Source organism: Sphingobacterium phlebotomi (genome assembly GCF_008180195.1).
Classification (GTDB): Bacteria; Bacteroidota; Bacteroidia; order Sphingobacteriales; family Sphingobacteriaceae; genus Sphingobacterium; species Sphingobacterium phlebotomi.
The window spans coordinates 53,560-77,680 of record NZ_VTAV01000010.1; the positions used below are offsets into that span (position 1 = coordinate 53,560).

General features: G+C 39.5%; 30 protein-coding genes. 25 read left to right on the top strand and 5 right to left on the bottom strand.

All coding sequences use genetic code 11. The features are described 5' to 3' along the window. Positions 1-2: 2 nt before the first annotated feature. The 14 genes from secY (at position 3) to FXV77_RS14060 (ending at position 10,864) form a co-directional block, all read left to right on the top strand. Positions 3-1,346 (top strand): preprotein translocase subunit SecY, encoded by a 1,344-nt coding sequence (gene secY, locus FXV77_RS13995; protein ID WP_148919852.1) that lies wholly within the window; start codon positions 3-5, stop codon positions 1,344-1,346. A 6-nt stretch (positions 1,347-1,352) separates the two neighbouring features. Continuing rightward, positions 1,353-2,135, top strand: a complete 783-nt coding sequence (gene map, locus FXV77_RS14000; RefSeq protein ID WP_148919853.1) for a type I methionyl aminopeptidase — start codon at positions 1,353-1,355, stop codon at positions 2,133-2,135. A gap of 76 nt (positions 2,136-2,211) precedes the next feature. Continuing rightward, the gene (infA, locus tag FXV77_RS14005) at positions 2,212-2,430 is read left to right on the top strand and encodes a translation initiation factor IF-1 (protein WP_021071231.1); all 219 of its coding nucleotides are present in this window, start codon (positions 2,212-2,214) and stop codon (positions 2,428-2,430) included. A 47-nt stretch (positions 2,431-2,477) separates the two neighbouring features. Beyond that, on the top strand, positions 2,478-2,594 hold the full coding sequence (gene ykgO / locus FXV77_RS14010) for a type B 50S ribosomal protein L36 (RefSeq protein ID WP_130143056.1): 117 nt from the start codon (positions 2,478-2,480) through the stop codon (positions 2,592-2,594). Positions 2,595-2,623: 29 nt separating this feature from the next. Continuing rightward, complete coding sequence (rpsM, locus tag FXV77_RS14015) at positions 2,624-3,001, top strand: 30S ribosomal protein S13 (RefSeq protein ID WP_148919854.1); 378 nt, start codon at positions 2,624-2,626, stop codon at positions 2,999-3,001. A 10-nt stretch (positions 3,002-3,011) separates the two neighbouring features. Next, positions 3,012-3,401: a 30S ribosomal protein S11 gene (gene rpsK / locus FXV77_RS14020; RefSeq protein ID WP_148919855.1), complete on the top strand. Its 390-nt coding sequence runs from the start codon at positions 3,012-3,014 to the stop codon at positions 3,399-3,401. Between the two features lie 68 nt (positions 3,402-3,469). After that, positions 3,470-4,078: a 30S ribosomal protein S4 gene (gene rpsD / locus FXV77_RS14025; RefSeq protein ID WP_148919856.1), complete on the top strand. Its 609-nt coding sequence runs from the start codon at positions 3,470-3,472 to the stop codon at positions 4,076-4,078. Positions 4,079-4,167: 89 nt separating this feature from the next. Further along, the gene (locus tag FXV77_RS14030) at positions 4,168-5,160 is read left to right on the top strand and encodes a DNA-directed RNA polymerase subunit alpha (protein WP_148919857.1); all 993 of its coding nucleotides are present in this window, start codon (positions 4,168-4,170) and stop codon (positions 5,158-5,160) included. A 74-nt stretch (positions 5,161-5,234) separates the two neighbouring features. Beyond that, the gene (rplQ, locus tag FXV77_RS14035; RefSeq protein ID WP_148919858.1) at positions 5,235-5,825 is read left to right on the top strand and encodes a 50S ribosomal protein L17; all 591 of its coding nucleotides are present in this window, start codon (positions 5,235-5,237) and stop codon (positions 5,823-5,825) included. 133 nt (positions 5,826-5,958) lie between these two features. Continuing rightward, entirely contained in the window at positions 5,959-7,095 is a 1,137-nt protein-coding gene (locus FXV77_RS14040; protein WP_148919859.1) for an aspartate aminotransferase family protein, read from the top strand. A gap of 110 nt (positions 7,096-7,205) precedes the next feature. After that, entirely contained in the window at positions 7,206-8,171 is a 966-nt protein-coding gene (locus FXV77_RS14045; protein WP_148919860.1) for a Rossmann-fold NAD(P)-binding domain-containing protein, read from the top strand. Positions 8,172-8,187: 16 nt separating this feature from the next. Beyond that, entirely contained in the window at positions 8,188-8,982 is a 795-nt protein-coding gene (gene argB / locus FXV77_RS14050; RefSeq protein ID WP_148919861.1) for an acetylglutamate kinase, read from the top strand. A 6-nt stretch (positions 8,983-8,988) separates the two neighbouring features. After that, the gene (gene proC, locus FXV77_RS14055; protein ID WP_148919862.1) at positions 8,989-9,789 is read left to right on the top strand and encodes a pyrroline-5-carboxylate reductase; all 801 of its coding nucleotides are present in this window, start codon (positions 8,989-8,991) and stop codon (positions 9,787-9,789) included. Next, positions 9,782-10,864 (top strand): M20 family metallo-hydrolase, encoded by a 1,083-nt coding sequence (locus FXV77_RS14060; protein ID WP_148919863.1) that lies wholly within the window; start codon positions 9,782-9,784, stop codon positions 10,862-10,864. The genes proC and FXV77_RS14060 overlap by 8 nt, the downstream gene beginning before the upstream one ends. A 23-nt stretch (positions 10,865-10,887) precedes the next feature. Here FXV77_RS14060 and FXV77_RS14065 read toward each other — a convergent pair whose 3' ends face one another. Then, a complete protein-coding gene (locus FXV77_RS14065) occupies positions 10,888-11,358 on the bottom strand; it encodes an Lrp/AsnC ligand binding domain-containing protein (RefSeq protein ID WP_148919864.1) in 471 nt (156 codons plus the stop codon). 430 nt (positions 11,359-11,788) lie between these two features. On the opposite strand from FXV77_RS14065, the gene FXV77_RS14070 reads away from it, so the two are divergent. After that, entirely contained in the window at positions 11,789-12,832 is a 1,044-nt protein-coding gene (locus tag FXV77_RS14070; protein ID WP_148919865.1) for a hypothetical protein, read from the top strand. Between the two features lies 1 nt (position 12,833). Here the strand turns inward: FXV77_RS14070 and ruvC are convergent, their stop codons facing one another. Continuing rightward, complete coding sequence (ruvC, locus tag FXV77_RS14075) at positions 12,834-13,397, bottom strand: crossover junction endodeoxyribonuclease RuvC (RefSeq protein WP_148919866.1); 564 nt, start codon at positions 13,395-13,397, stop codon at positions 12,834-12,836. A 105-nt stretch (positions 13,398-13,502) separates the two neighbouring features. On the opposite strand from ruvC, the gene FXV77_RS14080 reads away from it, so the two are divergent. Both FXV77_RS14080 and FXV77_RS14085 read left to right on the top strand, forming a co-directional pair. Further along, the gene (locus tag FXV77_RS14080; protein WP_148919867.1) at positions 13,503-14,477 is read left to right on the top strand and encodes a lysylphosphatidylglycerol synthase domain-containing protein; all 975 of its coding nucleotides are present in this window, start codon (positions 13,503-13,505) and stop codon (positions 14,475-14,477) included. After that, complete coding sequence (locus tag FXV77_RS14085) at positions 14,455-15,594, top strand: glycosyltransferase family 2 protein (RefSeq protein ID WP_246162472.1); 1,140 nt, start codon at positions 14,455-14,457, stop codon at positions 15,592-15,594. The genes FXV77_RS14080 and FXV77_RS14085 overlap by 23 nt, the downstream gene beginning before the upstream one ends. Here FXV77_RS14085 and FXV77_RS14090 read toward each other — a convergent pair whose 3' ends face one another. After that, a complete protein-coding gene (locus tag FXV77_RS14090; protein ID WP_148919868.1) occupies positions 15,595-16,332 on the bottom strand; it encodes a lysophospholipid acyltransferase family protein in 738 nt (245 codons plus the stop codon). 213 nt (positions 16,333-16,545) lie between these two features. Here FXV77_RS14090 and FXV77_RS14095 point away from each other — a divergent pair, with 213 nt between their 5' ends. Genes FXV77_RS14095 through FXV77_RS14110 form a run of 4 tightly spaced genes read left to right on the top strand, consistent with a single transcriptional unit; the run spans position 16,546 to position 19,230 of the window. Beyond that, positions 16,546-16,818, top strand: coding sequence for a DUF2089 family protein (locus tag FXV77_RS14095; protein WP_394344149.1), 273 nt, complete (start codon positions 16,546-16,548; stop codon positions 16,816-16,818). After that, complete coding sequence (locus FXV77_RS14100) at positions 16,808-17,287, top strand: hypothetical protein (RefSeq protein ID WP_148919870.1); 480 nt, start codon at positions 16,808-16,810, stop codon at positions 17,285-17,287. Before FXV77_RS14095 ends, FXV77_RS14100 begins: the two co-directional genes overlap by 11 nt. Before the next feature lie 9 nt (positions 17,288-17,296). After that, positions 17,297-17,881 (top strand): YIP1 family protein, encoded by a 585-nt coding sequence (locus FXV77_RS14105; protein ID WP_148919871.1) that lies wholly within the window; start codon positions 17,297-17,299, stop codon positions 17,879-17,881. Then, on the top strand, positions 17,878-19,230 hold the full coding sequence (locus FXV77_RS14110; protein WP_148919872.1) for an alpha/beta hydrolase family protein: 1,353 nt from the start codon (positions 17,878-17,880) through the stop codon (positions 19,228-19,230). The genes FXV77_RS14105 and FXV77_RS14110 overlap by 4 nt, the downstream gene beginning before the upstream one ends. Before the next feature lie 23 nt (positions 19,231-19,253). Here FXV77_RS14110 and FXV77_RS14115 read toward each other — a convergent pair whose 3' ends face one another. After that, a complete protein-coding gene (locus tag FXV77_RS14115; protein WP_148919873.1) occupies positions 19,254-19,964 on the bottom strand; it encodes an SDR family NAD(P)-dependent oxidoreductase in 711 nt (236 codons plus the stop codon). A gap of 5 nt (positions 19,965-19,969) precedes the next feature. Continuing rightward, on the bottom strand, positions 19,970-20,884 hold the full coding sequence (locus FXV77_RS14120) for a lysylphosphatidylglycerol synthase transmembrane domain-containing protein (protein ID WP_148919874.1): 915 nt from the start codon (positions 20,882-20,884) through the stop codon (positions 19,970-19,972). A gap of 216 nt (positions 20,885-21,100) precedes the next feature. On the opposite strand from FXV77_RS14120, the gene FXV77_RS22560 reads away from it, so the two are divergent. From FXV77_RS22560 to FXV77_RS14135, 4 genes are all read left to right on the top strand, one after another. Continuing rightward, positions 21,101-21,235 carry a hypothetical protein gene (locus FXV77_RS22560; protein WP_262713629.1) on the top strand — a complete coding sequence of 45 codons (135 nt, stop codon included), beginning with the start codon at positions 21,101-21,103 and terminating at the stop codon, positions 21,233-21,235. Positions 21,236-21,299: 64 nt separating this feature from the next. After that, positions 21,300-21,854 (top strand): hypothetical protein, encoded by a 555-nt coding sequence (locus FXV77_RS14125; RefSeq protein ID WP_148919875.1) that lies wholly within the window; start codon positions 21,300-21,302, stop codon positions 21,852-21,854. A 55-nt stretch (positions 21,855-21,909) separates the two neighbouring features. After that, on the top strand, positions 21,910-23,061 hold the full coding sequence (gene gmd, locus FXV77_RS14130; protein WP_148919876.1) for a GDP-mannose 4,6-dehydratase: 1,152 nt from the start codon (positions 21,910-21,912) through the stop codon (positions 23,059-23,061). Positions 23,062-23,154: 93 nt separating this feature from the next. Beyond that, positions 23,155-24,108, top strand: coding sequence for an ATG16 family protein (locus FXV77_RS14135; protein WP_246162474.1), 954 nt, complete (start codon positions 23,155-23,157; stop codon positions 24,106-24,108). The last annotated feature ends 13 nt before the right edge of the window (positions 24,109-24,121 follow it).

Sequence of the window (24,121 nt, forward strand, 5' to 3'; positions counted from 1 at the left end):
ACATGAAGAAACTAATCACAACCTTAACCAATATATGGAAAATAGAGGATTTACGCAATCGTATCATTACGACATTGCTTCTTCTTCTTATCTACCGTATTGGTTGTCACGTGGTTTTACCGGGTGTCAACCCTGATGCATTAGTGGCTAGAAGTAGCGAAGGAAACAGCATATTGGACTTAATCAATATGTTTGCCGGCGGATCATTCTCTCGTTCGGCAATTTTCGCTTTGGGTGTAATGCCTTACATTTCTGCATCAATCGTTGTTCAGTTATTGGGGATAGCGGTTCCTGCATTCCAGAAAATGCAAAAAGAAGGCGAGTCGGGTCGTAAAAAAATGACGCAGATTACGCGTTATCTGACATTGGCGATTACGTTGGTTCAAGCAGTGGCTTATGTGAAAACACAAGTTCCTGCGGAGGCGAAAACATTAGCAGAGCCGATGTTCACTATTCTTTCTGCAATCGTGTTAACAGCAGGTACCTTGTTTGTGATGTGGCTTGGTGAAAAAATTACAGATAAAGGTATTGGTAATGGTATCTCCTTAATTATCATGGCGGGTATCATTGCACAGTTACCAGCAGGTATTGTGGCAGAGTGGGGATCTCGTATGAGCCCTAGCGGTGGTGGACCTATTCCTCTTTTATTGGAATTTGTTGCCCTTTTCTTTGTCGTGATTTTTGCCATCTTGGTCGTGCAGGGGATTCGTAAAGTTCCTGTACAATATGCTAAGAAAATTGTGGGTAATAAGCAGGTAGGTGGCGTGCGTCAGTATATTCCTTTAAAGGTGAATGCTGCGGGAGTTATGCCTATTATCTTTGCGCAGGCTATTATGTTCCTACCGATGGCATTGTCACAATTTTTTCCAGATTTACAGTCTGATTTTTTAGCGTCATTGAGTAACTATACATCTGTTGCTTACAATATAACATTTGCTGTTCTCATTATTGCATTTACGTTTTTCTATACGGCAATTATGGTGAACCCTCAGCAAATGTCTGAAGACATGAAGAAGAACGGGGGGTTTATTCCTGGAATTAAGCCGGGTTACGATACGAATATTTTTATTGATAACGTAATCTCGCGTATTACTTTCCCTGGAGCGATATTCATTGCGATTATTGCAGTGATGCCTGCTTTAGCAGCTAAACTAGGTGTGAATAACCAATTCGCGCATTTCTATGGAGGTACTTCTTTATTGATTTTAGTGGGTGTAGTGCTAGATACATTACAGCAGATTGAGAGCCATCTCTTGATGCGTCATTACGACGGGTTGATGAAGACAGGAAGGGTAAAAGGTCGTTCGACAGCGACAGTAGAGGGCATCGATCAATCAGCACTTTAATTTTAAATGTCTAAAGTTTATTATAAAACAGAAGAACAAATCGAGCAAATACGAGAGTCTGCAAAGGTACTCTCGTTATTGCTCGGTGAAATTGCAAAGGAAGTAAAACCCGGAATTACTACCTTGTCGCTGGATAAATTAGCCTATGATTTTATCCACGATCACGGTGGTACACCTGCTTTTCTGAATTATCAAGGGTTTCCATATTCGCTATGTATTTCGGTGAATGATCAAATTGTTCATGGATTTCCAAGTGATTATATACTGAAGGAAGGCGATATTATTTCAGTAGATGGCGGTGTTAATCTAAAAGGGTTCATTAGTGATTCGGCGTATACTTTTGGTGTAGGCGAGATTTCAATTGAAGCACAGCAATTGTTGGATGTCACCAAAGCGGCCTTGTATAAAGGTATAGAACAGGCAATAGCCGGCAAACGTGTAGGCGATATTTCTGCAGCGGTGCAAGAACATGTGGCGCCTTATCATTATGGAATAGTAAGAGAGCTGGTAGGCCACGGTGTGGGTTTACATTTACATGAGAAACCCGAGGTGCCGAATTACGGAAAGCGTGGTTCGGGTCCGAAACTGGAAGCCGGTTTGGTGGTCTGTATTGAGCCGATGATCAACGCGGGCAAAGCTGGTGTCAAGTTCTGGGACGATGGCTGGACGGTGAGCACCATTGATGGAAAACTATCGGCGCATTTTGAGCAAATGGTTGCCATCAGAAAAGGTGCTCCAGACGTATTGTTGACTTTTGAACACGTAGAAGAAGTTTTGGGTAAAAAGTAGTTGGTTTTCAATATTTTTTATTTATCTTTGCACTCCTGTTTGTACAGGCTAAAAAAAGTAAATTAAGTTAGGATATATGGCTAAACAGGCCTCAATAGAACAAGACGGTATAATTAAGGAAGCGCTTTCCAACGCGATGTTCCGTGTAGAATTGGAAAATGGGCACGAGATTATTGCCCATATTTCAGGTAAGATGCGCATGCACTATATTAAGATTCTACCTGGAGATAAAGTGAAGTTGGAAATGTCTCCTTATGATTTGACAAAGGGAAGAATTACATATCGCTATAAATAGCGGTTATTTTTCTTTTCGGTATAATTAGCTTTTAAAATACTACAACAATGAAAGTTAGAGCATCAATAAAAAAACGTAGCGCGGATTGTAAGGTTATCCGTCGCAAAGGAAAGGTTTTTGTAATCAACAAAAAGAACCCTAAGTTTAAGCAACGTCAAGGGTAGTTTATTAACATAATCGCTTAAAGTATTATATGGCAAGGATAGCAGGTATAGATTTACCTAAAAACAAAAGAGGCGTAATTGGCCTTACCTACATTTTCGGTATCGGTCGTTCTACTGCGGCTTATATCTTGAAAACAGCAGGTATCAGTGAGGATGTTAAAGTATCTGAATGGAACGATGATCAATTGACAGCCATCCGCAACATCATCAACGATGAAATTAAAGTTGAAGGTGCTTTGCGCTCTGAAGTTCAGTTGAACATTAAACGTTTAATGGATATTGGTTGTTACCGCGGTCTACGTCACCGTAAGCATTTACCTCTTCGTGGTCAGCGTACAAAAAACAACTCTCGTACCCGTAAAGGTAAACGTAAAACAGTTGCAAACAAGAAAAAAGCTACTAAATAATAATTAAGAAATGGCTAAAAGTAAAAAGGTTACAAAAAAGCGTATCGTGGTTATCGAGCCTATTGGTCAAGCTCATATTAACGCTACCTTTAACAACATTATCATTACTTTGACAAACAATCAAGGTCAGACTATTTCATGGTCATCAGCAGGGAAAATGGGCTTCAGAGGTTCTAAAAAGAATACGCCATATGCTGCTGGACAAGCTGCTCAAGATTGTGGTAAAGTAGCGCACGATTTAGGTTTGCGCAAAGTAGAAGTTTTTGTGAAAGGTCCAGGAGCAGGACGGGAGTCAGCTATCCGTACACTACAAACGATAGGTATCGATGTGACGACTATCAAAGATATCACTCCGCTTCCACATAACGGTTGTCGTCCTCCAAAACGCAGAAGAGTTTAATAATTTTTATTGTTTAAGATAAGATTCGTCAGCTATAGGTTGATAGATACTTCAAACAGAGAGAAAAAATGGCAAGATATACAGGACCTAAGTCCAAAATTGCACGTAAATTCAGAGAGCCTATCTTTGGCCCTGATAAGGCGTTAGAAAAAAAGAATTATCCTCCAGGACAACACGGTCCATCAAGAAGAAGAGGTAAACAATCTGAATACGCTATTCAATTGTTAGAAAAGCAAAAAGCAAAATACACTTACGGTGTTTTGGAACGTCAGTTCCGTACGTTGTTTGCAAAAGCATCAGCTAAGCAAGGTATTACCGGTGAGAACTTCCTAAGATTATTGGAAGCTCGTTTGGATAATGTTGTTTACCGTTTGGGTATTGCCCCAACACGTGCAGCAGCGCGTCAGTTGGTTTCACACAAGCACATTACTGTTAACGGCGATGTTGTTAACATTCCATCATATAGCTTACGCGCCGGCGATGTAATTGCTGTTCGCGAGCGCTCTAAATCTTTAGAGACTATTGTAGCTTCTGTAGAAGGAAGAAAGATCAACAAATTCAATTGGTTAGAGTGGAACGCTAATGAATTAACAGGAACGTTCGTTTCTTTCCCTGAAAGAGTTGATATTCCAGAAAACATTAAAGAAAACTTAATCGTAGAGTTATACTCTAAATAGTAATAAATAGGAGTAAGCATAGTCTAAAGAGATTCGGCTTACTCTTGTTATATTTTACGTTATTAATAAAAACTTTTAAAAGAAAATAAATGGCAATTTTAGCATTTCAAAGACCGGATAAAGTGATCATGCAAAAATCAACTGATTTTGATGGTACTTTCGAATTTCGTCCATTAGAGCCTGGTTTTGGTGTAACTATTGGTAATGCTTTGCGCCGTATTTTATTGTCCTCTCTAGAAGGATATGCAATTACGTCGGTAAGGTTTTCAGGCGTTTCGCACGAGTTTTCTACTATCAAAGGGGTTGTTGAAGATGTTACGGAAATCATTTTGAACTTGAAACAAGTTCGTTTCCAGAAAACTGGCGAGCAGGGTGATAACGAGAAGATTTTTGTCGTTATCAGTAGTCAAGATCAGTTCAAGGCAGGTGATATCACCAAATTCTCCAATAATTTCACCGTTTTAAACCCTGACTTGGTTATCTGTAACATGGATAATTCCGTTACCATAGAGGTGGAGCTTTCGGTAGCTAAAGGACGCGGTTATGTAAATGCTGAAGAAAATAAAGTTACAGACGGTCCTGTCGGTTTTATTGCTGTAGATTCTATTTACACGCCAATTAAGAACGTAAAATACACCATCGAGAACTATCGTGTAGAACAAAAAACTGACTACGAGAAATTGTTGTTGGATATTTCTACTGACGGTTCTATTCATCCTGAGGAGGCTTTGAAAGAAGCAGCCAAAATCTTGATTCAACATTTCATGTTATTCTCTGACGAAAATATGTTGTTAGAGTCTCAAACAAAAGAAGAAACCAAAGTGGTTGACGAGGAAATTTTACACATGCGTAAAGTCTTGAAAACGGAGTTGGTGGATCTAGATCTTTCTGTTCGTGCGTTGAACTGTTTGAAAGCAGCAGATATTCGTACATTGGCGGAATTGGTGACTTACGACGTAGCAGATATGTTGAAGTTCCGTAATTTCGGCAAGAAATCGTTGAGCGAAATTCAAGAACTGGTCAAATCGAAAGGTTTGTCATTCGGTATGAATCTATCCAAATATAAATTGGACGAAGAGTAATATTAAATTTAACAAATAAGCGACCTGTTGCGTAATTCCTCTTTTAAGAACGGTACGCACAAAAACACAAAAAAATGAGACACGGAAAAAAAGTAGACAAATTAGGGCGCACTGACAGTCACCGTAAGGCGATGTTGGCCAACATGGCGACTTCATTGATCAAACACAAGCGTATTACAACAACTTTAGCTAAAGCTAGAGCATTGCGTAAGTATGTAGAACCTTTGATTACAAAATCAAAGAATGATACAACGCATTCTCGTCGTACAGTATTCGCTTACTTAAAAGACAAAGAAGCTGTAACAATTTTATTCCGTGAAATTTCGGAAAAAGTTGCTTCTCGTCCGGGTGGATACACACGTATCATCAAGTTAGAAAACCGTCTTGGTGACAATGCAGAAATGGCATTCATCGAATTGGTTGACTACAACGAAATCTACGGCCAAACAGCGAAAGAAGAGAAGAAATCGACTCGCCGACGTGGTGGTAAGAAGAAAGCTACGGAAAAAACTGCTGAAGTTGAAGTAGCTGAAGAAGTAGAAGTGACGGAAGAAGTTAAAGAAGAAACACCTAAAGCAGAAGAAGCAGCGGCAGAGGAAACTCCTGCAACTGAAGATGCTCCTGCAACAGAAGAATCTTCGGATACAGAAGAGAAAAAAGATTAATATTTTTCTCGTTAATAAAAAGCCCGTCACCATCATGACGGGCTTTTTTATTTCATATTTACTTATTATTTTGAGCACGTTACGTTATATTTGCGTATACGTATTTTATCCATACCAGTTTATTTTTTTTCAAATGGATTTATTTAATGTTTATCCCATCAACCCTATTAACATTGTAAGAGCAAAGGGATCTAGCGTTTGGGACGCAGCCGGTACTGAATACCTCGATCTATACGGAGGACATGCGGTGATTTCCATTGGACACAGCCATCCGCATTATGTTGAAACACTTACGAAGCAACTGCATCAAATCGGTTTCTATTCGAACTCCGTAGAGATTCCTTTGCAAAAACAGTTGGCTCGACAACTGGGCGAATTGTCCGGTAAGGATAATTATGCATTATTTCTCTGCAACTCTGGGGCGGAAGCTAATGAAAATGCATTAAAATTGGCTTCGTTCCATAATGGACGGAAAAAGATTATCGCTTTCACCAAGTCGTTTCACGGACGTACTTCATTGGCTGTAGCTGCAACAGATAATCCCGCTATTGTAGCTCCTGTAAACCAGACGGAAAATGTGGCGTTTCTGCCATTTAATGATGAAGAAGCACTAACGCTTGCTTTTCAAAATTTTGGAGAAGAAATTTCCGCGGTGATTATCGAAGGTATACAAGGCGTGGGTGGAATTCGGGAAGCTTCCGTTTCTTTCCTTCGGTTAATCCGTTCACTTTGTGATCAGTATGGTGCGGTATTTATCGCGGATGCCGTACAATGTGGTTACGGTCGTACAGGTGATTTTTATTCACAGGATTATGCCGGTGTAGAAGCTGATATTTACGCGATGGCGAAGGGAATGGGAAACGGATTCCCTATCGGTGCCATCAGCATATCACCTAAATTCAAGGCGTCTTTTGGCATGTTAGGAACTACTTTTGGTGGTAACCACTTGGCATGTGCAGCGGCGATTGCTGTGCTGGACGTGATGAAACAGGAAAACTTGTTAACAAATGTCCAGAATGTAGGGGACTATCTCCTTACGGAATTAAAGAAGTTTGATAAAGTAGAAGAGGTACGAGGCAGAGGATTGATGGTCGGTATTGTATTACCAAAGGAATTGACGACTATAAAAAAAGATTTATTGGTAAAAGATCGAATTTTTACAGGTGAAGCAAAACCTAATATTATTCGGATTTTACCCGCGTTGAATATAACGAAAGCTATTGTAGATAGATTTTTGACTGCGCTTGACGAGCGATTGAAGGCAGTCTAGTCTATTGATCCCGGAATTTCTTCCTGGGGCTAAACAAGTTTAGCAAAATTTTAACCGTCATTTCGATCAGGGAGAGAAATGACCTTATTTTTTACTTTTTACTTTGAAAGATGGACAAATTTTTTTCAGTTGCTGATATTGATGATTTGGATACGGTAGTGCAAGAGGCCTTATCGCTCAAAGCGAATCCGTATAATTGGCGAGAATTGGGTAAGAATAGAACATTGGGTCTGGTATTTCTAAACCCGAGTCTGCGTACACGTTTGAGCACGCAAAAGGCGGCGATGAGTCTGGGTATGGACGTTATGGTAATCAATATGGATAAAGAAGGTTGGGCGTTGGAAACTCAAGATGGTGTTATCATGAATGGAACAACGGTGGAACATATCCGGGAAGCCGCCGCCGTCATGGGTGAATATTGTGATATCTTAGGTTTACGTTCTTTCCCCAGTTTGAAAGACAAAGTGGCTGATTATACAGAAGAACTGTTTAATAAATTTGTGAAGTTTTGTCGGGTTCCGGTGGTTTCTTTGGAAAGTGCCACACGCCACCCTTTACAAAGTTTGACTGATTTAATTACCATTACAGAGCATAAAAAAGTGGCTAAACCCAAAGTAGTATTGGCTTGGGCTCCTCATGTCAAAGCATTGCCGCAAGCAGTTCCGAATTCTTTTTCGGAATGGATGTGTAAGGCGCAGGAACAGGGCTTGGTTGATTATACCATTGCTCATCCTGCAGGATATGAACTGAGTGAAGAATTTACGACTGGGGCCGACATTGTTAATGATTTAGATGAAGCCTTGGAAAAAGCTGATTTTGTATATATAAAAAACTGGTCTTCCTATAAAGAATATGGACAAGTTTATCCAGTGCAGGGAGATTGGCTAATGACCAATCAAAAATTAGGTTTGACGAATGATGCTAAAGTCATGCATTGCTTGCCTGTACGGCGTGATTTAGAGTTGTCATCGGAAATTCTTGATGGACCTAATTCTTTAGTTATTAAGGAAGCTGGTAACCGCGTGTGGGCAGCCCAAGTAGTATTAAAACGTATGTTGGAAAATCTTAAAAAATAAAAATATTCAGTTATCTATGAGTAGCGGGTTGCATATCATTAAAATCGGGGGAAATGTCATTGATGACGATGTTCAGCTGCAAAGTTTTCTGGAAAAATTTGCAGCATTACAAGGAAAAAAAATATTGGTCCATGGTGGAGGAAAGGTAGCTACGCGAATTGCTGCAGATTTAGGTGTTGAGGCAAAATTGGTGGATGGTAGACGTATTACAGACAAGCCTATGTTGGATGTGACGACAATGGTATACGCAGGCCTAACAAATAAACATGTTGTTTCTTCTCTGCAAAAATATGGTTGCGATGCGCTGGGGCTGTGCGGAGCCGATGGGAACACCATCAAGGCGATTAAGCGTCCTGTGAGGGAAATTGATTACGGATATGTCGGGGATATTTTAGTGGATTCAGTGAATACGCTTAATATAAAAAAGTTTTTAGAAGCGGGGTTTACGCCAGTGTTTTCAGCGATTACCCATAATGGTTTGGGGCAATTATTAAACACCAACGCAGATACCATTGCTTCAGCTTTAGCTGTTTCGTTGGCGAAGATATATGAAACAAAGTTAATTTACTGCTTTGAAAAAGATGGGGTGTTACGAAATGTGGACGATCCGGAATCTGTCATTAAATCTATAAAAGCAGCTGAATTTGAAAAGTTAAAAGCAGATAAAGTGATTTACGAAGGGATGATTCCGAAACTGGAAAATGCCTTTGATGCACTTGGGAAAGGAGTGAAAAATGTATATATTGGTAATGCCTTAAACCTACATAAATATCAGCAGGGAGAATTTGGCACTTGTTTGTTATCGAAATAAATCCATATGAGCAAAATAACAATAATCGGTAGTGGAAATATCGGACTTTCCCTAGCCAAAGGCCTTGTGAAATCCGAACAATATTTAGCCGCTGATATAACGCTGACACGCAGAAACCTTGTTAATCTTCAAGAAGAGGCAATACTTGGCTTTCAAGTAAGCGATAATAATGCTGAGGCAGTTTTGGGTGCTGAAATAGTCGTATTGGCTATTTTACCTCAACAACTTCGTAAAGTGTTGGAAGAAGTGAAAGACACTGTGCATGTGGGGCAGATTGTTGTCTCTGTAGTGTCAGGTGTAAGTTGTTCTGACATCAAGAAAGTATTAGGAGCAGACAAATTGGTCGTACGTGCGATGCCAAATACGGCCATTGCTATCGGGCAATCCATGACTTGTATCGCAACGGATAATGCTGCGGATGGAGAAATAAAAAAGGTGGAACAGCTATTCGAATCGGTAGGCGCTGTAGTCGTGATCCAAGAAGATCTGATGACTTCCGCGACTGCACTTTGCGCCTGTGGTATCGCTTTTTTCTTGCGTGCCATTCGAGCAGCCTCGCAAGGCGGTGTGGAAATAGGTTTTCATGCGCATGACGCCTTAAAAATGGCAGTACAAACAGCTAAAGGCGCGGCGGATTTGCTATTACAAACACAAAATCACCCCGAAGGGGAGATTGATAAGGTTACTTCGCCTAAAGGGTGTACTATCGCAGGGCTGAACGAAATGGAGCATAACGGATTCAGTTCGGCATTTATAAAAGGAATAAAGCTGTCCGCAGAAAAGGCCGGAGGATTATATAATGAGTAAAAATGCCTATTTGATAAAAGAAGCGATTTCGTTGTTGAAGCAATTGATTGCGTTGCCATCTTTTAGCAAAGAAGAAAACGACACAGCAGATTTGTTGTGTCGTTTTTTTCATGAAAGGGGAGTGGTGTATGAACGTATAGGGAACAATGTGTGGGCTTATAATAAAAATAAAGACGATTCGAAACCTTGCATCCTATTGAATTCGCACCATGATACCGTAAAACCGAATAGTGGTTATACAAAAGATCCCTTTAGCCCGTTGGTGGCAGAAGGTAAGCTTTATGGTTTGGGGAGTAACGATGCTGGAGGATGTCTGGTATCGTTGATAGCCGCATTCTTGTATTATTATGAACAAGAAGATTTACGCTATAATCTTTGCTTATTAGCATCTGCAGAAGAAGAGATTTCGGGAAAAAATGGTGTAGAGGAAGCAATAAAACATATCGGGCCGATAGATTTTGCTATTGTTGGAGAACCCACCCAGCTACAGATGGCTATCGCAGAGAAAGGACTGATGGTCTTGGATTGCGAAGCCGTTGGTATTTCCGGACATGCCGCACGGGAGGAGGGAGAAAATGCCATATATAAGGCGCTGGAAGCTATAGATTGGTTCCGTACATTTCAGTTTCCAAAAGTTTCAGCTTACTTAGGTCCAGTAAAGATGTCGGTTACCGTCGTAAATGGAGGTACACAACATAATGTTGTTCCAGCATCTTGTACATTCGTCGTCGACGTGCGTACAACCGATGTTTACAGCAATCAAGAAGTACTAGACATCATCAAGCAGCACGTTTCCGTAAACGTGAATCCCCGTTCTACCAGACTCAATCCTTCTACGATTGAGTTGGATCATCCGATTGTCCAATCGGGTGTGCGTCTGGGTGCGAAGACTTTCGGTAGCCCGACGATGAGCGATCAAGCTTTATTGCCCGTTCCTTCTGTGAAAGTAGGGCCAGGTGATTCGGCGAGATCACATTCCGCGGATGAGTATATATTTCTAACGGAAATTGAACAAGGAGTTTCTTTTTACAATGATTTATTGAAAAATGTCGTAAAAAAAGAGAAAAAGGGGTAGAATTCTACCCCTTTTCTCTTTTTTTACAAAGTTATTTGCCTTTTTATACTTTCTTCCAATGATATAATCGTTTCTGTACGTTGGATTCCTGTTAATGCCTGAATATCCTCGTTTAATACTTTACGTAAGTGTGCCGTATCTCGACATACAATCTTGGCGAACATACTGTACTGCCCCGTACAATAATGTAGCTCCACGACTTCTTTTATGTCTTGTAATTGTTTTACAGCATCAGAATATTGGGAGCCTTTCTCTAAATAAATCCCTAAGAAAGCTGTAATGTCAAAACCTACCTTTTGTGGGTTGATAATGAGCTGAGATCCATTTATTATTCCCAATTCCTCCATCTTTTTCATCCTTACATGGATGGTTCCTCCTGAAACTATAAGTTTTTTTGCTATTTCTGTGTATGGAATTGATGCGTTTTCCATTAAAATAGACAAAATTTGTATATCTAAATTGTCTAAATCGTAATTTGAATACTTTTTATCCATAAAAAATGACGTTTTCTATTAAAAAATGACCTATATTTTGAAATTTGTATAAAAATAAAATAAAATTTTAAAATAAATTGCTGTATTATTATATTTGTATTGACAAAAGGAGATAAAAAAGAACTTTTGTTACAGAATAGCATGTTACTTCCCTCAAAATAACATAGGTTTATAATTGGTTAGCGTAAGAAACTCCTCTCCCCGGGGAGTTTCTTCATTTATCTACTACCTCTTCCAACCTAGTATCTGAACGCTTTTTTATTTTTTTTGTAAAAATACTAAGTATTTTCGGATTGCAATTTTATTTTTTATAAAAAATCGTCCATTTATTGTAAATGTTTTATTTTTATTCTTTTATAGGAGAAAATAGGTGTAAAAATAAAATAAACTTCTTTGACCTAAATTTTGTATTTTTCAAAAAATACCAGTAATGGAAATTGATGATGTTAAAATATCACGTAAAAAGCCTATCTATCCGGTAGGCACAGGGCTTAACAAATATCTCCGAATGTATCAGCGGGATGCTAAACTGCCCCTGGCATACAGTGAACTGCTGAATTTTGTTGAAACAGTGCCTGTGATCGATAAATATGGACATGATACGCTTTGGGAAACACCCCTGTACCCACCTCATTTACAGGATCAACTATATGATGCGCTAAAGGTGGTGTATGCGAAACTCAAAGCATCAGGCAATACGCGCATTGTGGAGCATAAGATTATCGATAGGATAGAATATTGTGCATTTGGGAACACGAAACCCTTTCGAGTACGTATTATTAACCGATTGAACGATGTGTACGACTATTTCTATATCAAGCAGGCAGATGCCTCCAGGATATACGGGCTGGAATTGGAGGAGATTCTTTCGCCTAATCAGGTAAACTACCTTGTAGATCGTGAGACCTTAGTAGAAGAGCATATTGTTGGTATACCAGGTGATGTATTTAGCAAATTCGGTATACATAATCCGGAATATAACCAAACCCGTATCGCAAAAGAATTTGTGAAGTTTAATGAACGTTGTATTATTTCTCTGCTTGGGGATATGCGCGCATATAACTTTGTTATGCAGATTACACCCGATTTCGATGATTTCCAGTTCCGTATCCGCGGCATTGATTTTGATCAGCAGTTTTATGAAGGGAACCCAAAGGTATATATGCCTCAGTATTTCAAGGAGAATTTTCCGTATGTGAAGTTGGCTATGGAATATCTAAATGAAAAAACGGTGTTGCAATATCAACAGGAAGAGCGCTCCTCTATCGTGCATCGGGTACGTAGCGAACGCCACCGGATTAAAGATCTGCGAGATGCTTCGAAATTGCAGGAGTTATCTACACCGGAGAATATTAAAAGGTTAAGAGAGGGGTACGGCGCTTTTTATAACAATGCAACTTATTTGGATTGTACGTCCATGACCGATATCGTAGAACTTAATGTGAAGAATGTTATTCGACAGGTGAAACTCTGATTTAGCGTAGTCTGCGTTGATTGTCTTTTACAAAGGCTTCCCACCCCGAATAATTCTTTTTCTCCATACTGCTATTTTGTTGGAACGCATGGCATACAGCAACAGCTAAACCGTCTGTAGCATCTAGGAATTCGGGTGTTTCATTAAACTGCAAAATCGTTTTTAACATAGCAGCTACCTGCTCTTTGCTGGCGCTTCCATTTCCAGTGACTGATTGCTTTATCTTACGTGGCGAGTATTCAAAGATAGGAATGTCTACACTCAGTGCAGCTGCCATAGCCACACCTTGCGCTCTTCCGAGTTTCAGCATGACTTGAATGTTCTTTCCATAGAAAGGTGCTTCCAAAGCAACACAATCTGGCTGATATTCTTGTATGAGAGACATGGTTTTCTTAAAGATGCGCTGTAGTTTTAAGCCTTGGTCATCTAAATGCCCCATTTTGACAACACCTAGGCTTAAAAGTGATATTTTTTGTCCCATCTGTTTGACTAAGCCATAGCCCATAATAACAGTTCCGGGATCGATTCCCAAAATGATACGTTCTTTAGCCTTCTCTCTTTGCATGTTGCAATATTACGATTTTAAGTTTAACTGTGCTATCGAATTCTTACGCCGATAAATAATTATTCTAATGAAAAATTAGTAACATTGTGCTTTTATTTTAAATAATTGACGAAACAGCAAAAGAAATATCTGAATCTGGGAATTAAGTTTGCAATCGTAGGATTGGCAACATGGTTCATTGTTTCTAAGGTCAATAACCAACAGAACCTCCGCGAATTTAAATCTCTATTGCAAAGTATCGATCCATGGATAGTTCGTGGAACGCTAGCCATTGTTGTGGTTATGATGTTAATGAATTGGGCAATCGAGGTTGTTAAATGGAAATATCTCAGTCGACGAATTGAGATAATTAGTTGGTGGAAGGCTATAAAATCGGTCTTTTGTGGTCTTACCTGGGCGATATTTACACCGAATAGAATAGGCGAGTATGGAGGTCGTATTCTCCTTCTAAAACCGCGCAGTAGAGCGAGAGGCGCGATAGCGATGGGCGTTGGACTGTTTGCACAGCTCGTTCTTACCAGTGTGTTCGGTTCTTTAAGTATCGCTTGGTTTGTCTCCACTTATTTGCCTACACCGGATAGCGTCAAATTTGGGATTTGGTTACTGGCGATAATTTACGCGTTGGCATTTGTTGTGCTTTATTTCAATGTATATTGGGTAGACTATCTTGTTGGTAAATTCAGGTTTTTGCATAAAATAAAACCATTTTTCTCCGTGCTGGATGATTTTACTACACGAGAGCTTTTACACGTGCTTCTTCTTTCATTGTTACGTTTCGGTATCTTTACTTCGCAATATATCGTGCTGATGTTGGTCTTTTTGCCTGAACTGCCATTTATTTCGATGGTATTGATGATTTTTATACTGTTCTTCGTTCAATCTGCATTGCCATCACTTGATATTTTTGATTTCAGTGTGCGTAGTTTTGTTGCAAGCAATTTGTATAGTTATATTACGACGCAGGAAATAGCTGTTATGGCTATTGTTTCCTGCATTTGGTTTGTCAACCTTATCCTTCCCGCTATTATGGGCTCCGTATTCGTTTTAAATGTAAATTATGTGGGTGACAACAAGTCTTGATTTATTTCTGGTTACCATGACAGTTGTATATGTTGTTCTGGTGCTATATATGCTGCGCGGATGGTTTCAGATTCCTTATTTTAAATCGACGTATAAAACGGTCCGTACGCCTATTTCGGTGCTGATTGCTGCCCGGAATGAAGAAACCAATATAGCCCGCACGTTAGACTGTATTGTCAATCAAGACTTCCCAAAAGAGCTTTTGCAGATTATTGTTGTAGACGATCATTCTACCGATAATACGGCAGCTATCGTTGCATCCTATGCGGCACAAGGTGTCACCTTGCTGCAATTGAACGAAGGAGGTAAATTAAATTCTTATAAAAAGCTCGCGATTAGCCGCGCTATAGCACAAGCTTCTGGCGAAATCATCGTGACCACGGACGCAGACTGTCGTATGGGCACCAGGTGGCTACGTACAGTGGTGAGCTACTTTGAAGAAACAGGAGCTTATATGGTTTCATCACCTGTAGCTTACTCGGAAGAGAAAAGCTATTTTGAGCGGCTGCAGACATTAGAGTTTTTGTATCTTATCGGTTTGGGAGCAGTCGGTATCGGGAATAAGAATCCAACGACCTGCAACGGGGCAAATCTTGCTTATCGACGGGATTTATTTTACGAAATGGGTGGTTTTAACGGTATAGATAACCTTGCTTCCGGTGATGACGAGCTGTTTTTACATAAAGTAGCGGAAAAATACGCGGAAAAAATAGGGTTCTGCAAATCGAAAGATGCTATTGTATACACTGATGCGAAAGCTACACTTTCTGGATTTATTAGTCAACGGAGACGTTGGGCTTCCAAGAGCACGAAATATAGAGACAAGCGGGTTGTCTGGTTAGGTGTCAGTATATGGTTGTTCAATTTGTCATTAATTGCGGGCTTAATACAATTTATTATTGATTTACCCAACGTCAACGTGTTGTTTTTATTAGCGTTTGGAATGAAGATGTTGGCCGAATTAGTTTTTATTTATCCGCTTTGTGGTTTGGTAAATAGACGTTCTTTGTTGGCAAATTTATTTCCCTTGTCGTTTATACATGCCGTTTACCTTGTGTATATAGGACTAGCAGGAAATGTAGGGAAATACGATTGGAAAGGCAGAAAGGTAAATTAACTAAGCTTCTACTTTTTCTTTGATAATCTCTTCAGCTTTCTTTACGATTTCTTCCGCATTCAGTCCAGTTGTATCCAGCGGATGCAATACCTCCCAGCTCATGGAAGTGAACGGACGTAAAGGAAACATCCCGTATTTCACCATTAAATAGGAGCCTTTGATAGCGATGGGTACTACAAGTGCCTCGGGATTCTTCTTTAAGAGCGTGGCGATTCCACCTACCGAAAAAGCTTTCATTTTACCAGTTTTTGTGCGTGTTCCCTCCGGAAAAATAAAAGCTGACCAGTTTCTGGTTTTCATATTGTTTGCCAATTTTAATATTTCCATAATAGATTGCTTAGGATCTTTACGGTCTATATTAGCAGCACCGCCATGCACCAAATTGTATGATATACTTGGGATTCCTGCTTTAGCTAATTCAATTTTGGAAATGAATTTTCCGTGGAACCGCCGTAAAAAATAAATCATGGGTGGAATGTCAAACGTACTTTGGTGATTCGCGATAAAAATAATTGGTTTTCCCGTCGGAATGCTTTTGTTGTCTATGAACTGCGTGCGGTTAAATAAGGTATAGTTGCAGGCAACTAAAAAGCCATTCAGGAGGTCCACACTTCTTTTATGAGCAGCATAACCGCCAAGTTTGAAGCACAGCCATTGTATGGGATGAAAGATTAGCAGTGACAAAGCAAAACAGCTATAAAATATAGGTGTAAGTATATAACCAAGTACTTTTCGCATGTGTTTAAAATTTTGCGAATTTACGATTATTAACGGGAACTCGGGAATTAGAGCGTGGCAACGCTGAGATTATACTTGAGGTTTTATTACCTTAAAAGGAGAACGAAATTAAAGATTATACTTGATTTATAAATAATAATAAGTTTATGTTTAATTATATTTATATGTTTTTTAATATAATTTATTTTTATATTTGAAAAAAGAAGGTATATGATGAAATTACCGACAATTTGCCCAAGTTGCGAGAATCAACTAGTAGTATCAAAACTGGTTTGTATGAATTGTGAAACGGAAGTTTCCGGTAAATATCATTTGCCAGTGCTCATGCGGTTGAGTGTTGAAGAACAGGAATTTGTCTTACAGTTCTTAATAAATTCGGGAAGTCTGAAGGAAATGGCTAATCAAATGGAGAAGAGTTACCCGACGGTGCGGAACAAGCTGGATGATTTGATAAACAGGATAAAAATGCTGAAAAATGAAGAATAATCTAATCTACAGGGAAAGTCAAAGCTTTATAACTTGGTGGCTATGTCTATTATACTTGCTTATTTTGGGGGCAGGTGTCTACACAGCATGGAGTAATTCAAATCACGGGAAAATAGGAGAATTTTCCATAGGAGCCTTGATTGGTCTGGCAGTATTTGCTATCGTCTTTTTGACGAGACTTCGATCGCGTATAGATGAAGAAGGTATACATATCCGTTTTTTTCCATTTATATGGAAAGAAAAAACATGGCGTTGGGATGAGATAGGGGATGCGTACGTGAAGCGATATAGTCCCTGGGAATACGGTGGTTGGGGTTATCGGTTCGGTAGGGGAGGGACGGCTTTTACGACTAAGGGTTCACACGGAATTCAACTTGTGATTCGAAGAAACGGAGCTAAAACGCTCATTGGGACACAAAAGCCGGAAGAGGTAAACGAAATATTAAAATTATACCTTCAAATTAATTAAGGATAAAATATGAAGTATAATATGGAACGGCTGTTCTTAAACCCATTTGAAGATTACTCGGAGAAAAATCTATTATGGATAGGTATAGTTGGTTTTGTACTCGGGATAATAATTTCTTATTTTGGAAAAATTGTGTTTGATGGTATTATTCAAATACACATGGGCGTAACAAATATAACCGCTATTATATTAGGAAATCTGTCGAATATGGGGATTTTGACGTTAGGACTGTTCATGCTCGCGAAGGTTCTGTATAAAAAAACTCGTTTTGTTGATATATTAAACAATGTGCTGATAGCTAGAATACCAATGTTATTAGCCGGTTTGTTGGTTGTTTGGATGACAAAGCTAGTTCCAATGGGAAAGACAGCAGAAATTAATCTCGCTATGTCATTAGATCAGTCGGATATGATGTGGATAGCCCTTTTAGCTATTTTCCTCCTGTTCATGATAATTTATTTTTTCTATCTCCTCGTCATTGGAGTTCGGCATTCTATCAATAGTAAGAAATTTGGGCATGGTTTTTTGATAGTAATTGCGGTGTTCGTATTGGACAGCATGGCGTTATTGGTATATAGAGGATTTTTTATATGAAATATTATATTTTTTTAATTTTATTGCTTCAATCCTGTTTTGGGTATGGTCAAAAATTTGTGGGAACTTGGCAAGGGGAACTAAAAGTACAGGGTGTTGCCCTACCGCTCATTTTCCGTTTGGAGAAGACCTCGGCATGGAAAGGAACGATGGAGAGCCCGGCGCAGGGCGATGCTAAAATTCCCCTTAGCAAAGTTGTTGTAAACAATGATTCGATAACGATTGAGGTATCGTCGATACGTTTAACTTACAAAGGCAGATTATTCGAAACTAAAAAAATGGAGGGTACTATTTTCCAAAATGGAATGGAATTTCCGATGCAACTGTCGAAAGCGGACAATACCCTAACCAAACGACGAAGGCCACAACTTCCTGCGCCACCGTATAGTTATGATACACTAGATGTTACTTTTTACAGTGAATACGATAACGTTAAACTGGCGGGAACTATAACGACGCCTCGAGAAGGCGAGAAGCTGCCTGCTGTTGTGTTGGTCACCGGAAGCGGCCCGCAGGATAGAGACGAGACGATGATGGAGCATAAGCCATTTAAAGTAATAGCTGATTATCTAACAAAGCACGGTATTATCGTTTTACGGTATGATGAGCGCGGGGTAGGTGCATCTACGGGAAATTATCCGAAAAGTACGATCGGTGATTTTAGCCGTGACGTTATTGCTGCGATAGGCTTTCTACAAAAACAGGAAAAGGTAGACCTTGCGCGAGTAGGAGTTATCGGGCATAGTGAAGGAGCACTTATTGCAGAACTGATAGCCGGTGAATCTTCCGCAGATGTTGGTTTTATAGGACTGTTAGGGGCTCCTGCGATTCCCATTGATTCGTTAATGGTATTGCAGGCCTACGAGATTGGAAAACTTATGGGGATGTCTGATGCAGAACTCCGTGAAGCGAAAGAAGTGAATCGTCGGAATTTTGCGACGGTAAAGAGCGACTTGGGTGATGAGCATGCTTACCGCCAGATTTTAGAGAACATGTCATCACCATTGCCTGATCTTTCTGATAACCAAAAAAACGAAATAAAAATGATGGTATTACCGGCCTACCGGTACTTTATGCGTATTGATCCCATTCCATTCATAAAAAGAATTCATGTTCCGGTGTTTGCAGCCTTTGGAACAAAAGATGTGCAAGTACCTTTTGCACCTAATCTAGAGAGTTTGACTGACCACCTGCCCAGAAATGAAAAACAATTTCTAAAAGCATATGATGGATTGAATCACCTCTTCCAAAAAGCCGAAACAGGTTCGGTTTCCGAATATATCGATCTCGAAGAAACTTTTAATGAACAGGTGCTTTCTGATTTAGCCCAATGGATAAATGACCTGTAGAGACGCATAGCTAACATATGTCTTTATGGTGTCGTATTCGCGACAGGCAATACTTTTCCATTATAGTATTTATGGCCGTTTTGAGCAAAATCAGCAATATACCGTCCCATTTCAAAGGCGAGGGTACCCGCTTCTAAACTAGGGAAAGCCTCTTCAAACATCTCAGTTTGTGAAGAACCCAATGCCAAACAATTGACCTTAATACCCTGTTCTTTAAATTCTTCTGCAAGGCATTCGGTTAATGTAGCCAATGCCCCTTTGCTTGTTGAATAAGCGGAAAGTCCTGCAAATTTGGAAGAACCTTGGAAACCACCCATACTTCCTATATTGACAATGTGTCCTCCGTTTTTCATTAACGGAGCAATATGCTTAATCATATTGATGTGTCCCAACAGATTGGTCTGTAGAACCTGGGCAAATTCTTCCAGTGAAGTATCAAGAAACGGTTTGTTAATTAGTATTCCCGCATTATTGACCAAGATATCTACTGATTCGAATTTCGATTGTATAAACGGGATTAAAGAATCCGGATAATTGTCGTACACAATGTCAAATTGGGCAGGATAGAGCTTCCCACCCTCCGGGTTGAGCGAAGTGGAAATTTCATGAAGTTTGCGTAGCTTATCGGCCGAGCGAGCTAATGCAATAACCTTGTTTTCTTTGTTTGCGGTGAGATCTAAAACTGCTTCGAACCCAATTCCGCTACTTGCTCCCGTAATAATGATATTTGCCATAATATTTATTCTTCGTTTTCTAATTCTTGTTCCACTTCCTCTGCCGAAGGTAATTTATTGATGCCGAGACGTTGAGGTCTTAAAATATAATAAATACCCGAAGATGCCACCAACAGTGAAATCATTAAGAAAATTAAACTGACCAACACGGCAAGGTGTGGGTCGAGTTGAAAATACGTTGCTCCAAAAGCCGCGAGTGATTCGCGTAAACCTGCTCCTCCAAGGATCGAAGGTACAATAGCAACCAGTGATGAGGTCAGAAAAATCAATAGATACGGAGAAAATTTACCATCAAATCCTAACGCATACAGGATAGCAATAGCACTCAAGGTTTGAAAGCTTTGTACCGCCAGTGCTTTGGTATGTGTAATGATGAATTTCGATAAAAACTCTTTGAAGAATAGTTGTAAAAAATAGATGTAAGTCACCGTCCCTACCACAAGCACGCCAAATGTGAGGCTATTCGGTATAGCAAGGCGAGGCATAAACATAATAAGACATCCCGTAATAATGCCTAATGCCCACAAACCGCTTAACCGATCAAAAAATACTGCGGTCAATACTCTTCTTCCCCTAACGGCATAATGCTTTTTTAGAAAATATATTTTGTAGCCATCCCCTCCAATACCTCCCGGTAAAAAGAAATTATAGAGCAGACCAACTTGATAGAGTCTTAAATTATAGTGTTCACTGATATGTAGTCCAATTACTTTTAAAAAACTGTTTAATCGAGATGACGCGATCAGTTGCGATGTGGCATAAGACAATAAAGCCAGTAAAAGGTATAGTGGGTTGCATTTTTCCAATGCACTCTTCAGTTCGGTGAAAGATATTTTTTGAGATACCCAATAGATAGCCGCTACTGTAATGAGTATCTTAAAGATGTTTTTAACGTACGTCCAGAATTTACTTTTCTTCATGTTACAAGCTATGGGCAAGGATAATGTATGATCTGTATATCATCATAAGATAGACAAAATGCGTGTATAGAACAAAACAAGATATAAACATACAAAGACACCGGTCAATGAAAAGAGCCAATTATATTCTATTTTCGTATATTTATCTCTTAATACAAGTATTAAAAGTGTGGTAAATACCAAAAGTAATAAGACCGGAGCTATAACCGCCCAGCGATGTGGAAAGAAAACCTGCTGCGACATGACCTCGGTATTCGTGAAATAGACGATTATAGGAAATGCGATCAGGATAATAGTAATCCGCAGGACGGCCTTTGCAACTATTTTGCTTATGGTATGATTTTTGGATAAATTCATTCAATGCAAAGTTATATCTTTGCGAAGATACTCAATTAAGAAAACTAATTTTTACATTATGCGAAAACATATCTTATCCGTATGCACAATCTTTACACTGGTAATGCTAATGGCCTCATGTGGAGCCCAACGGAAATCCTCGGCCGTGGGTAGTTCATCTCTAGGCAATGACGGTCCCTCTGCTCGTGAGTGGCGAAATGGGCTAAAGGGTAAATGGGTGTTAAATTCGGTAGACCGGGAGGATATTCCCGCAGCTTACACCATTAAGAACATTTTTGATGAGGCACCGGTTGATTGTTTCATTGGTAGTGTGTGGACTCTTCCAGGGGGAAACAATCAAGGAAGTATTGTTTTCAACGCTTCAGGAACATTATGTGCCGATGGTGCCGTGCGCAACGTAGTATGGTCTGTGTATGATATTCCGAATGATAACTTACATCCACAATTCCAATTTAAGAAAATATACTCGGGAGAGAAAGCCAGAAATGTAACGACAGGTTATCGTTTGGATCTTTCTTATTCCGACGGGCAGTCATTGGTAATGCGTATGCCTATCCCATTGGATAATGGAACAGGTAATCTTGTGTTTAATTTCTCGCGTGTACAAGACTAAGAAGTGACCGGTAACGAGTATCGATTACTCTTCACTCGTTACTTCTAACTAAAATATGGATACAAATAAAACCAAAATAGCCTTAATTACCGGTATTACAGGCCAAGACGGAGCTTACTTAGCTGAATTTCTATTAAAAAAAGGCTACGTTGTACATGGCTTGAAGAGACGTTCTTCTCTATTCAATACCGACCGTATTGATCATCTTTATCAAGATCCGCACGCGAGCAAACGTAATTTTATTCTGCATTATGGTGATTTAACGGATTCTAGTAATTTGATCCGTATTATTCAAGAAATTCAGCCGGATGAAATATATAATTTAGCTGCGCAATCACATGTTAAAGTGAGTTTCGATACGCCGGAATATACCGCTAATGCAGACGGTATCGGCGCCCTCCGGATTTTGGATGCGGTTCGTTTATTAGGATTGACAAAAAAAACAAGGATATACCAAGCATCTACATCGGAGCTGTATGGTTTAGTACAAGAAGTTCCGCAGAGCGAAAAAACTCCATTTTATCCACGTAGCCCTTATGCGGTTGCAAAGTTATATGGTTATTGGATTACCGTAAACTACCGAGAAGCATACAATATGTTTGCCTGCAACGGTATTTTGTTTAACCACGAAAGTCCGGTGCGCGGAGAAACGTTTGTCACACGCAAAATAACGCGGGCAGTTGCTAAGATAGCGCTGGGCTTGCAGGATAAGTTATTTTTGGGTAATCTGTCGGCACAGCGAGATTGGGGGCATGCTAAAGACTATGTGGAAGCGATGTGGTTGATTTTGCAGCAGGCGCAACCAGAAGATTATGTGATTGCAACAGGTGTAACGACTACGGTTAGGGATTTCGTGCGTATGGCATTTGCAGAAGTCGGAATAGAGGTGGAATTTAGTGGTAAAGATGTTATGGAAAAAGGTGTAATCATTGACTGTGACGAAGAAATATTGAACCGGTTGAATATTCCCGTAGAACACATAAAATTGGGGCAAACTGTTGTGAAAGTTGATTCGCAGTATTTTCGCCCTACCGAGGTAGATTTGCTAGTTGGCGATCCATCCAAAGCAAAAAATAAACTTGGCTGGACCCCCCAATATACCTTGCCCATGTTGGTGAAAGAGATGGTAGAGAGTGATTTGCAATTGATGCGTAAAGAAGAATACTTGAAAAAAGGAGGGTTCACGATTCTGAATTATTTTGAATAGGTGCATGTTATGTTGGAACTTTAATTGGAATAGTTTTTGTTACGCTAATGGATAGATAACAATGATTTTACGGCATTTTATGTGAAAAAGAGGATGTACAAACAACAAGATATGGATAAAGCGGATGTGCTTGACACAGCCAAAAGATATCCGGAAGAGCCGTCTAAAAGAAGTAATTCTAAGATTTATTTTTTCATTATAGCGATTACAGCACTACTTGGAACTAACGTTTATTTTTATGTAAAATTCAAGTCATCGGGAGAGAAACTTTATACGATGGCTATTCAAAAACAGGATTTACAGATTGAGATAGATCGTATCGAGGCGGAATTGGATAATCTTGTTGCGTTAAAAATCGCGGGAGTAGATTCAGTGATGCAAGCTTCCGAATTGCGCGCAAGAAGTGCCATCAGTGAATTGCGGACTAAACTTGAAAATCAAACCATTTCAGAAGAAGATATGCTATTAGCAACTAGAGAGGTTTCCCGATTAAAGGGAGATGTATCTGAACTGCGCCTTGCACTTAACGAATTAAAAGCTAGAAATGAGATTCTTCAGAAAGAAAACCAAACGCTGACCAGACAAGTATCTACAACAGATAAACGAGTGACCGCTCTTTCAGAAGAGAATACGGAGTTAAAAGATAAAGTCAGTGTTGCCTCTGCTTTAAAAGTTTCCAATATCCAAGTGAATGGTATTTCTGTATCGAAAAGAGGGAAAATCGAGACAGAATCTCGATCCCGTAGAGTCGATCAATTGCAGGTTCTTTTTTCTGTAGCGGATAATTCCCTGACACCAAAAGGCAATAAAGAAGTGTTCGTACGTGTTATCGACCCTTCGGGTAATTTATTCGGTGACGCTAGTAACATGTTTTATGTGCATGGGGAGAAATTACAATATACATTCAAGGAAACAATTAACTTCACTAACAATGGTGAGGAATATCAATTTCTTTGGTCACAAGATAAATTTAAAAAGGGAGCTTATACGGTATTGCTTTATAACGACAATGCCATCATGGGTCGTGCTAGTGCAGTGCTGAAATAAAGATGGCGTAAGA

What these genes read in the sequence shown, in the direction of transcription:
- secY (WP_148919852.1), top strand. Translation starts at nt 3, where the DNA reads ATGAAGAAACTAATCACAACCTTAACCAATATATGGAAAATAGAGGAT.
- map (WP_148919853.1), top strand. Translation starts at nt 1,353, where the DNA reads ATGTCTAAAGTTTATTATAAAACAGAAGAACAAATCGAGCAAATACGA.
- infA (WP_021071231.1), top strand. Translation starts at nt 2,212, where the DNA reads ATGGCTAAACAGGCCTCAATAGAACAAGACGGTATAATTAAGGAAGCG.
- ykgO (WP_130143056.1), top strand. Translation starts at nt 2,478, where the DNA reads ATGAAAGTTAGAGCATCAATAAAAAAACGTAGCGCGGATTGTAAGGTT.
- rpsM (WP_148919854.1), top strand. Translation starts at nt 2,624, where the DNA reads ATGGCAAGGATAGCAGGTATAGATTTACCTAAAAACAAAAGAGGCGTA.
- rpsK (WP_148919855.1), top strand. Translation starts at nt 3,012, where the DNA reads ATGGCTAAAAGTAAAAAGGTTACAAAAAAGCGTATCGTGGTTATCGAG.
- rpsD (WP_148919856.1), top strand. Translation starts at nt 3,470, where the DNA reads ATGGCAAGATATACAGGACCTAAGTCCAAAATTGCACGTAAATTCAGA.
- FXV77_RS14030 (WP_148919857.1), top strand. Translation starts at nt 4,168, where the DNA reads ATGGCAATTTTAGCATTTCAAAGACCGGATAAAGTGATCATGCAAAAA.
- rplQ (WP_148919858.1), top strand. Translation starts at nt 5,235, where the DNA reads ATGAGACACGGAAAAAAAGTAGACAAATTAGGGCGCACTGACAGTCAC.
- FXV77_RS14040 (WP_148919859.1), top strand. Translation starts at nt 5,959, where the DNA reads ATGGATTTATTTAATGTTTATCCCATCAACCCTATTAACATTGTAAGA.
- FXV77_RS14045 (WP_148919860.1), top strand. Translation starts at nt 7,206, where the DNA reads ATGGACAAATTTTTTTCAGTTGCTGATATTGATGATTTGGATACGGTA.
- argB (WP_148919861.1), top strand. Translation starts at nt 8,188, where the DNA reads ATGAGTAGCGGGTTGCATATCATTAAAATCGGGGGAAATGTCATTGAT.
- proC (WP_148919862.1), top strand. Translation starts at nt 8,989, where the DNA reads ATGAGCAAAATAACAATAATCGGTAGTGGAAATATCGGACTTTCCCTA.
- FXV77_RS14060 (WP_148919863.1), top strand. Translation starts at nt 9,782, where the DNA reads ATGAGTAAAAATGCCTATTTGATAAAAGAAGCGATTTCGTTGTTGAAG.
- FXV77_RS14065 (WP_148919864.1), bottom strand. Translation starts at nt 11,358, where the DNA reads ATGGATAAAAAGTATTCAAATTACGATTTAGACAATTTAGATATACAA.
- FXV77_RS14070 (WP_148919865.1), top strand. Translation starts at nt 11,789, where the DNA reads ATGGAAATTGATGATGTTAAAATATCACGTAAAAAGCCTATCTATCCG.
- ruvC (WP_148919866.1), bottom strand. Translation starts at nt 13,397, where the DNA reads ATGCAAAGAGAGAAGGCTAAAGAACGTATCATTTTGGGAATCGATCCC.
- FXV77_RS14085 (WP_246162472.1), top strand. Translation starts at nt 14,455, where the DNA reads ATGTGGGTGACAACAAGTCTTGATTTATTTCTGGTTACCATGACAGTT.
- FXV77_RS14090 (WP_148919868.1), bottom strand. Translation starts at nt 16,332, where the DNA reads ATGCGAAAAGTACTTGGTTATATACTTACACCTATATTTTATAGCTGT.
- FXV77_RS14095 (WP_394344149.1), top strand. Translation starts at nt 16,546, where the DNA reads ATGAAATTACCGACAATTTGCCCAAGTTGCGAGAATCAACTAGTAGTA.
- FXV77_RS14100 (WP_148919870.1), top strand. Translation starts at nt 16,808, where the DNA reads ATGAAGAATAATCTAATCTACAGGGAAAGTCAAAGCTTTATAACTTGG.
- FXV77_RS14105 (WP_148919871.1), top strand. Translation starts at nt 17,297, where the DNA reads ATGAAGTATAATATGGAACGGCTGTTCTTAAACCCATTTGAAGATTAC.
- FXV77_RS14110 (WP_148919872.1), top strand. Translation starts at nt 17,878, where the DNA reads ATGAAATATTATATTTTTTTAATTTTATTGCTTCAATCCTGTTTTGGG.
- FXV77_RS14115 (WP_148919873.1), bottom strand. Translation starts at nt 19,964, where the DNA reads ATGGCAAATATCATTATTACGGGAGCAAGTAGCGGAATTGGGTTCGAA.
- FXV77_RS14120 (WP_148919874.1), bottom strand. Translation starts at nt 20,884, where the DNA reads ATGAAGAAAAGTAAATTCTGGACGTACGTTAAAAACATCTTTAAGATA.
- FXV77_RS22560 (WP_262713629.1), top strand. Translation starts at nt 21,101, where the DNA reads ATGTGGAAAGAAAACCTGCTGCGACATGACCTCGGTATTCGTGAAATA.
- FXV77_RS14125 (WP_148919875.1), top strand. Translation starts at nt 21,300, where the DNA reads ATGCGAAAACATATCTTATCCGTATGCACAATCTTTACACTGGTAATG.
- gmd (WP_148919876.1), top strand. Translation starts at nt 21,910, where the DNA reads ATGGATACAAATAAAACCAAAATAGCCTTAATTACCGGTATTACAGGC.
- FXV77_RS14135 (WP_246162474.1), top strand. Translation starts at nt 23,155, where the DNA reads ATGTACAAACAACAAGATATGGATAAAGCGGATGTGCTTGACACAGCC.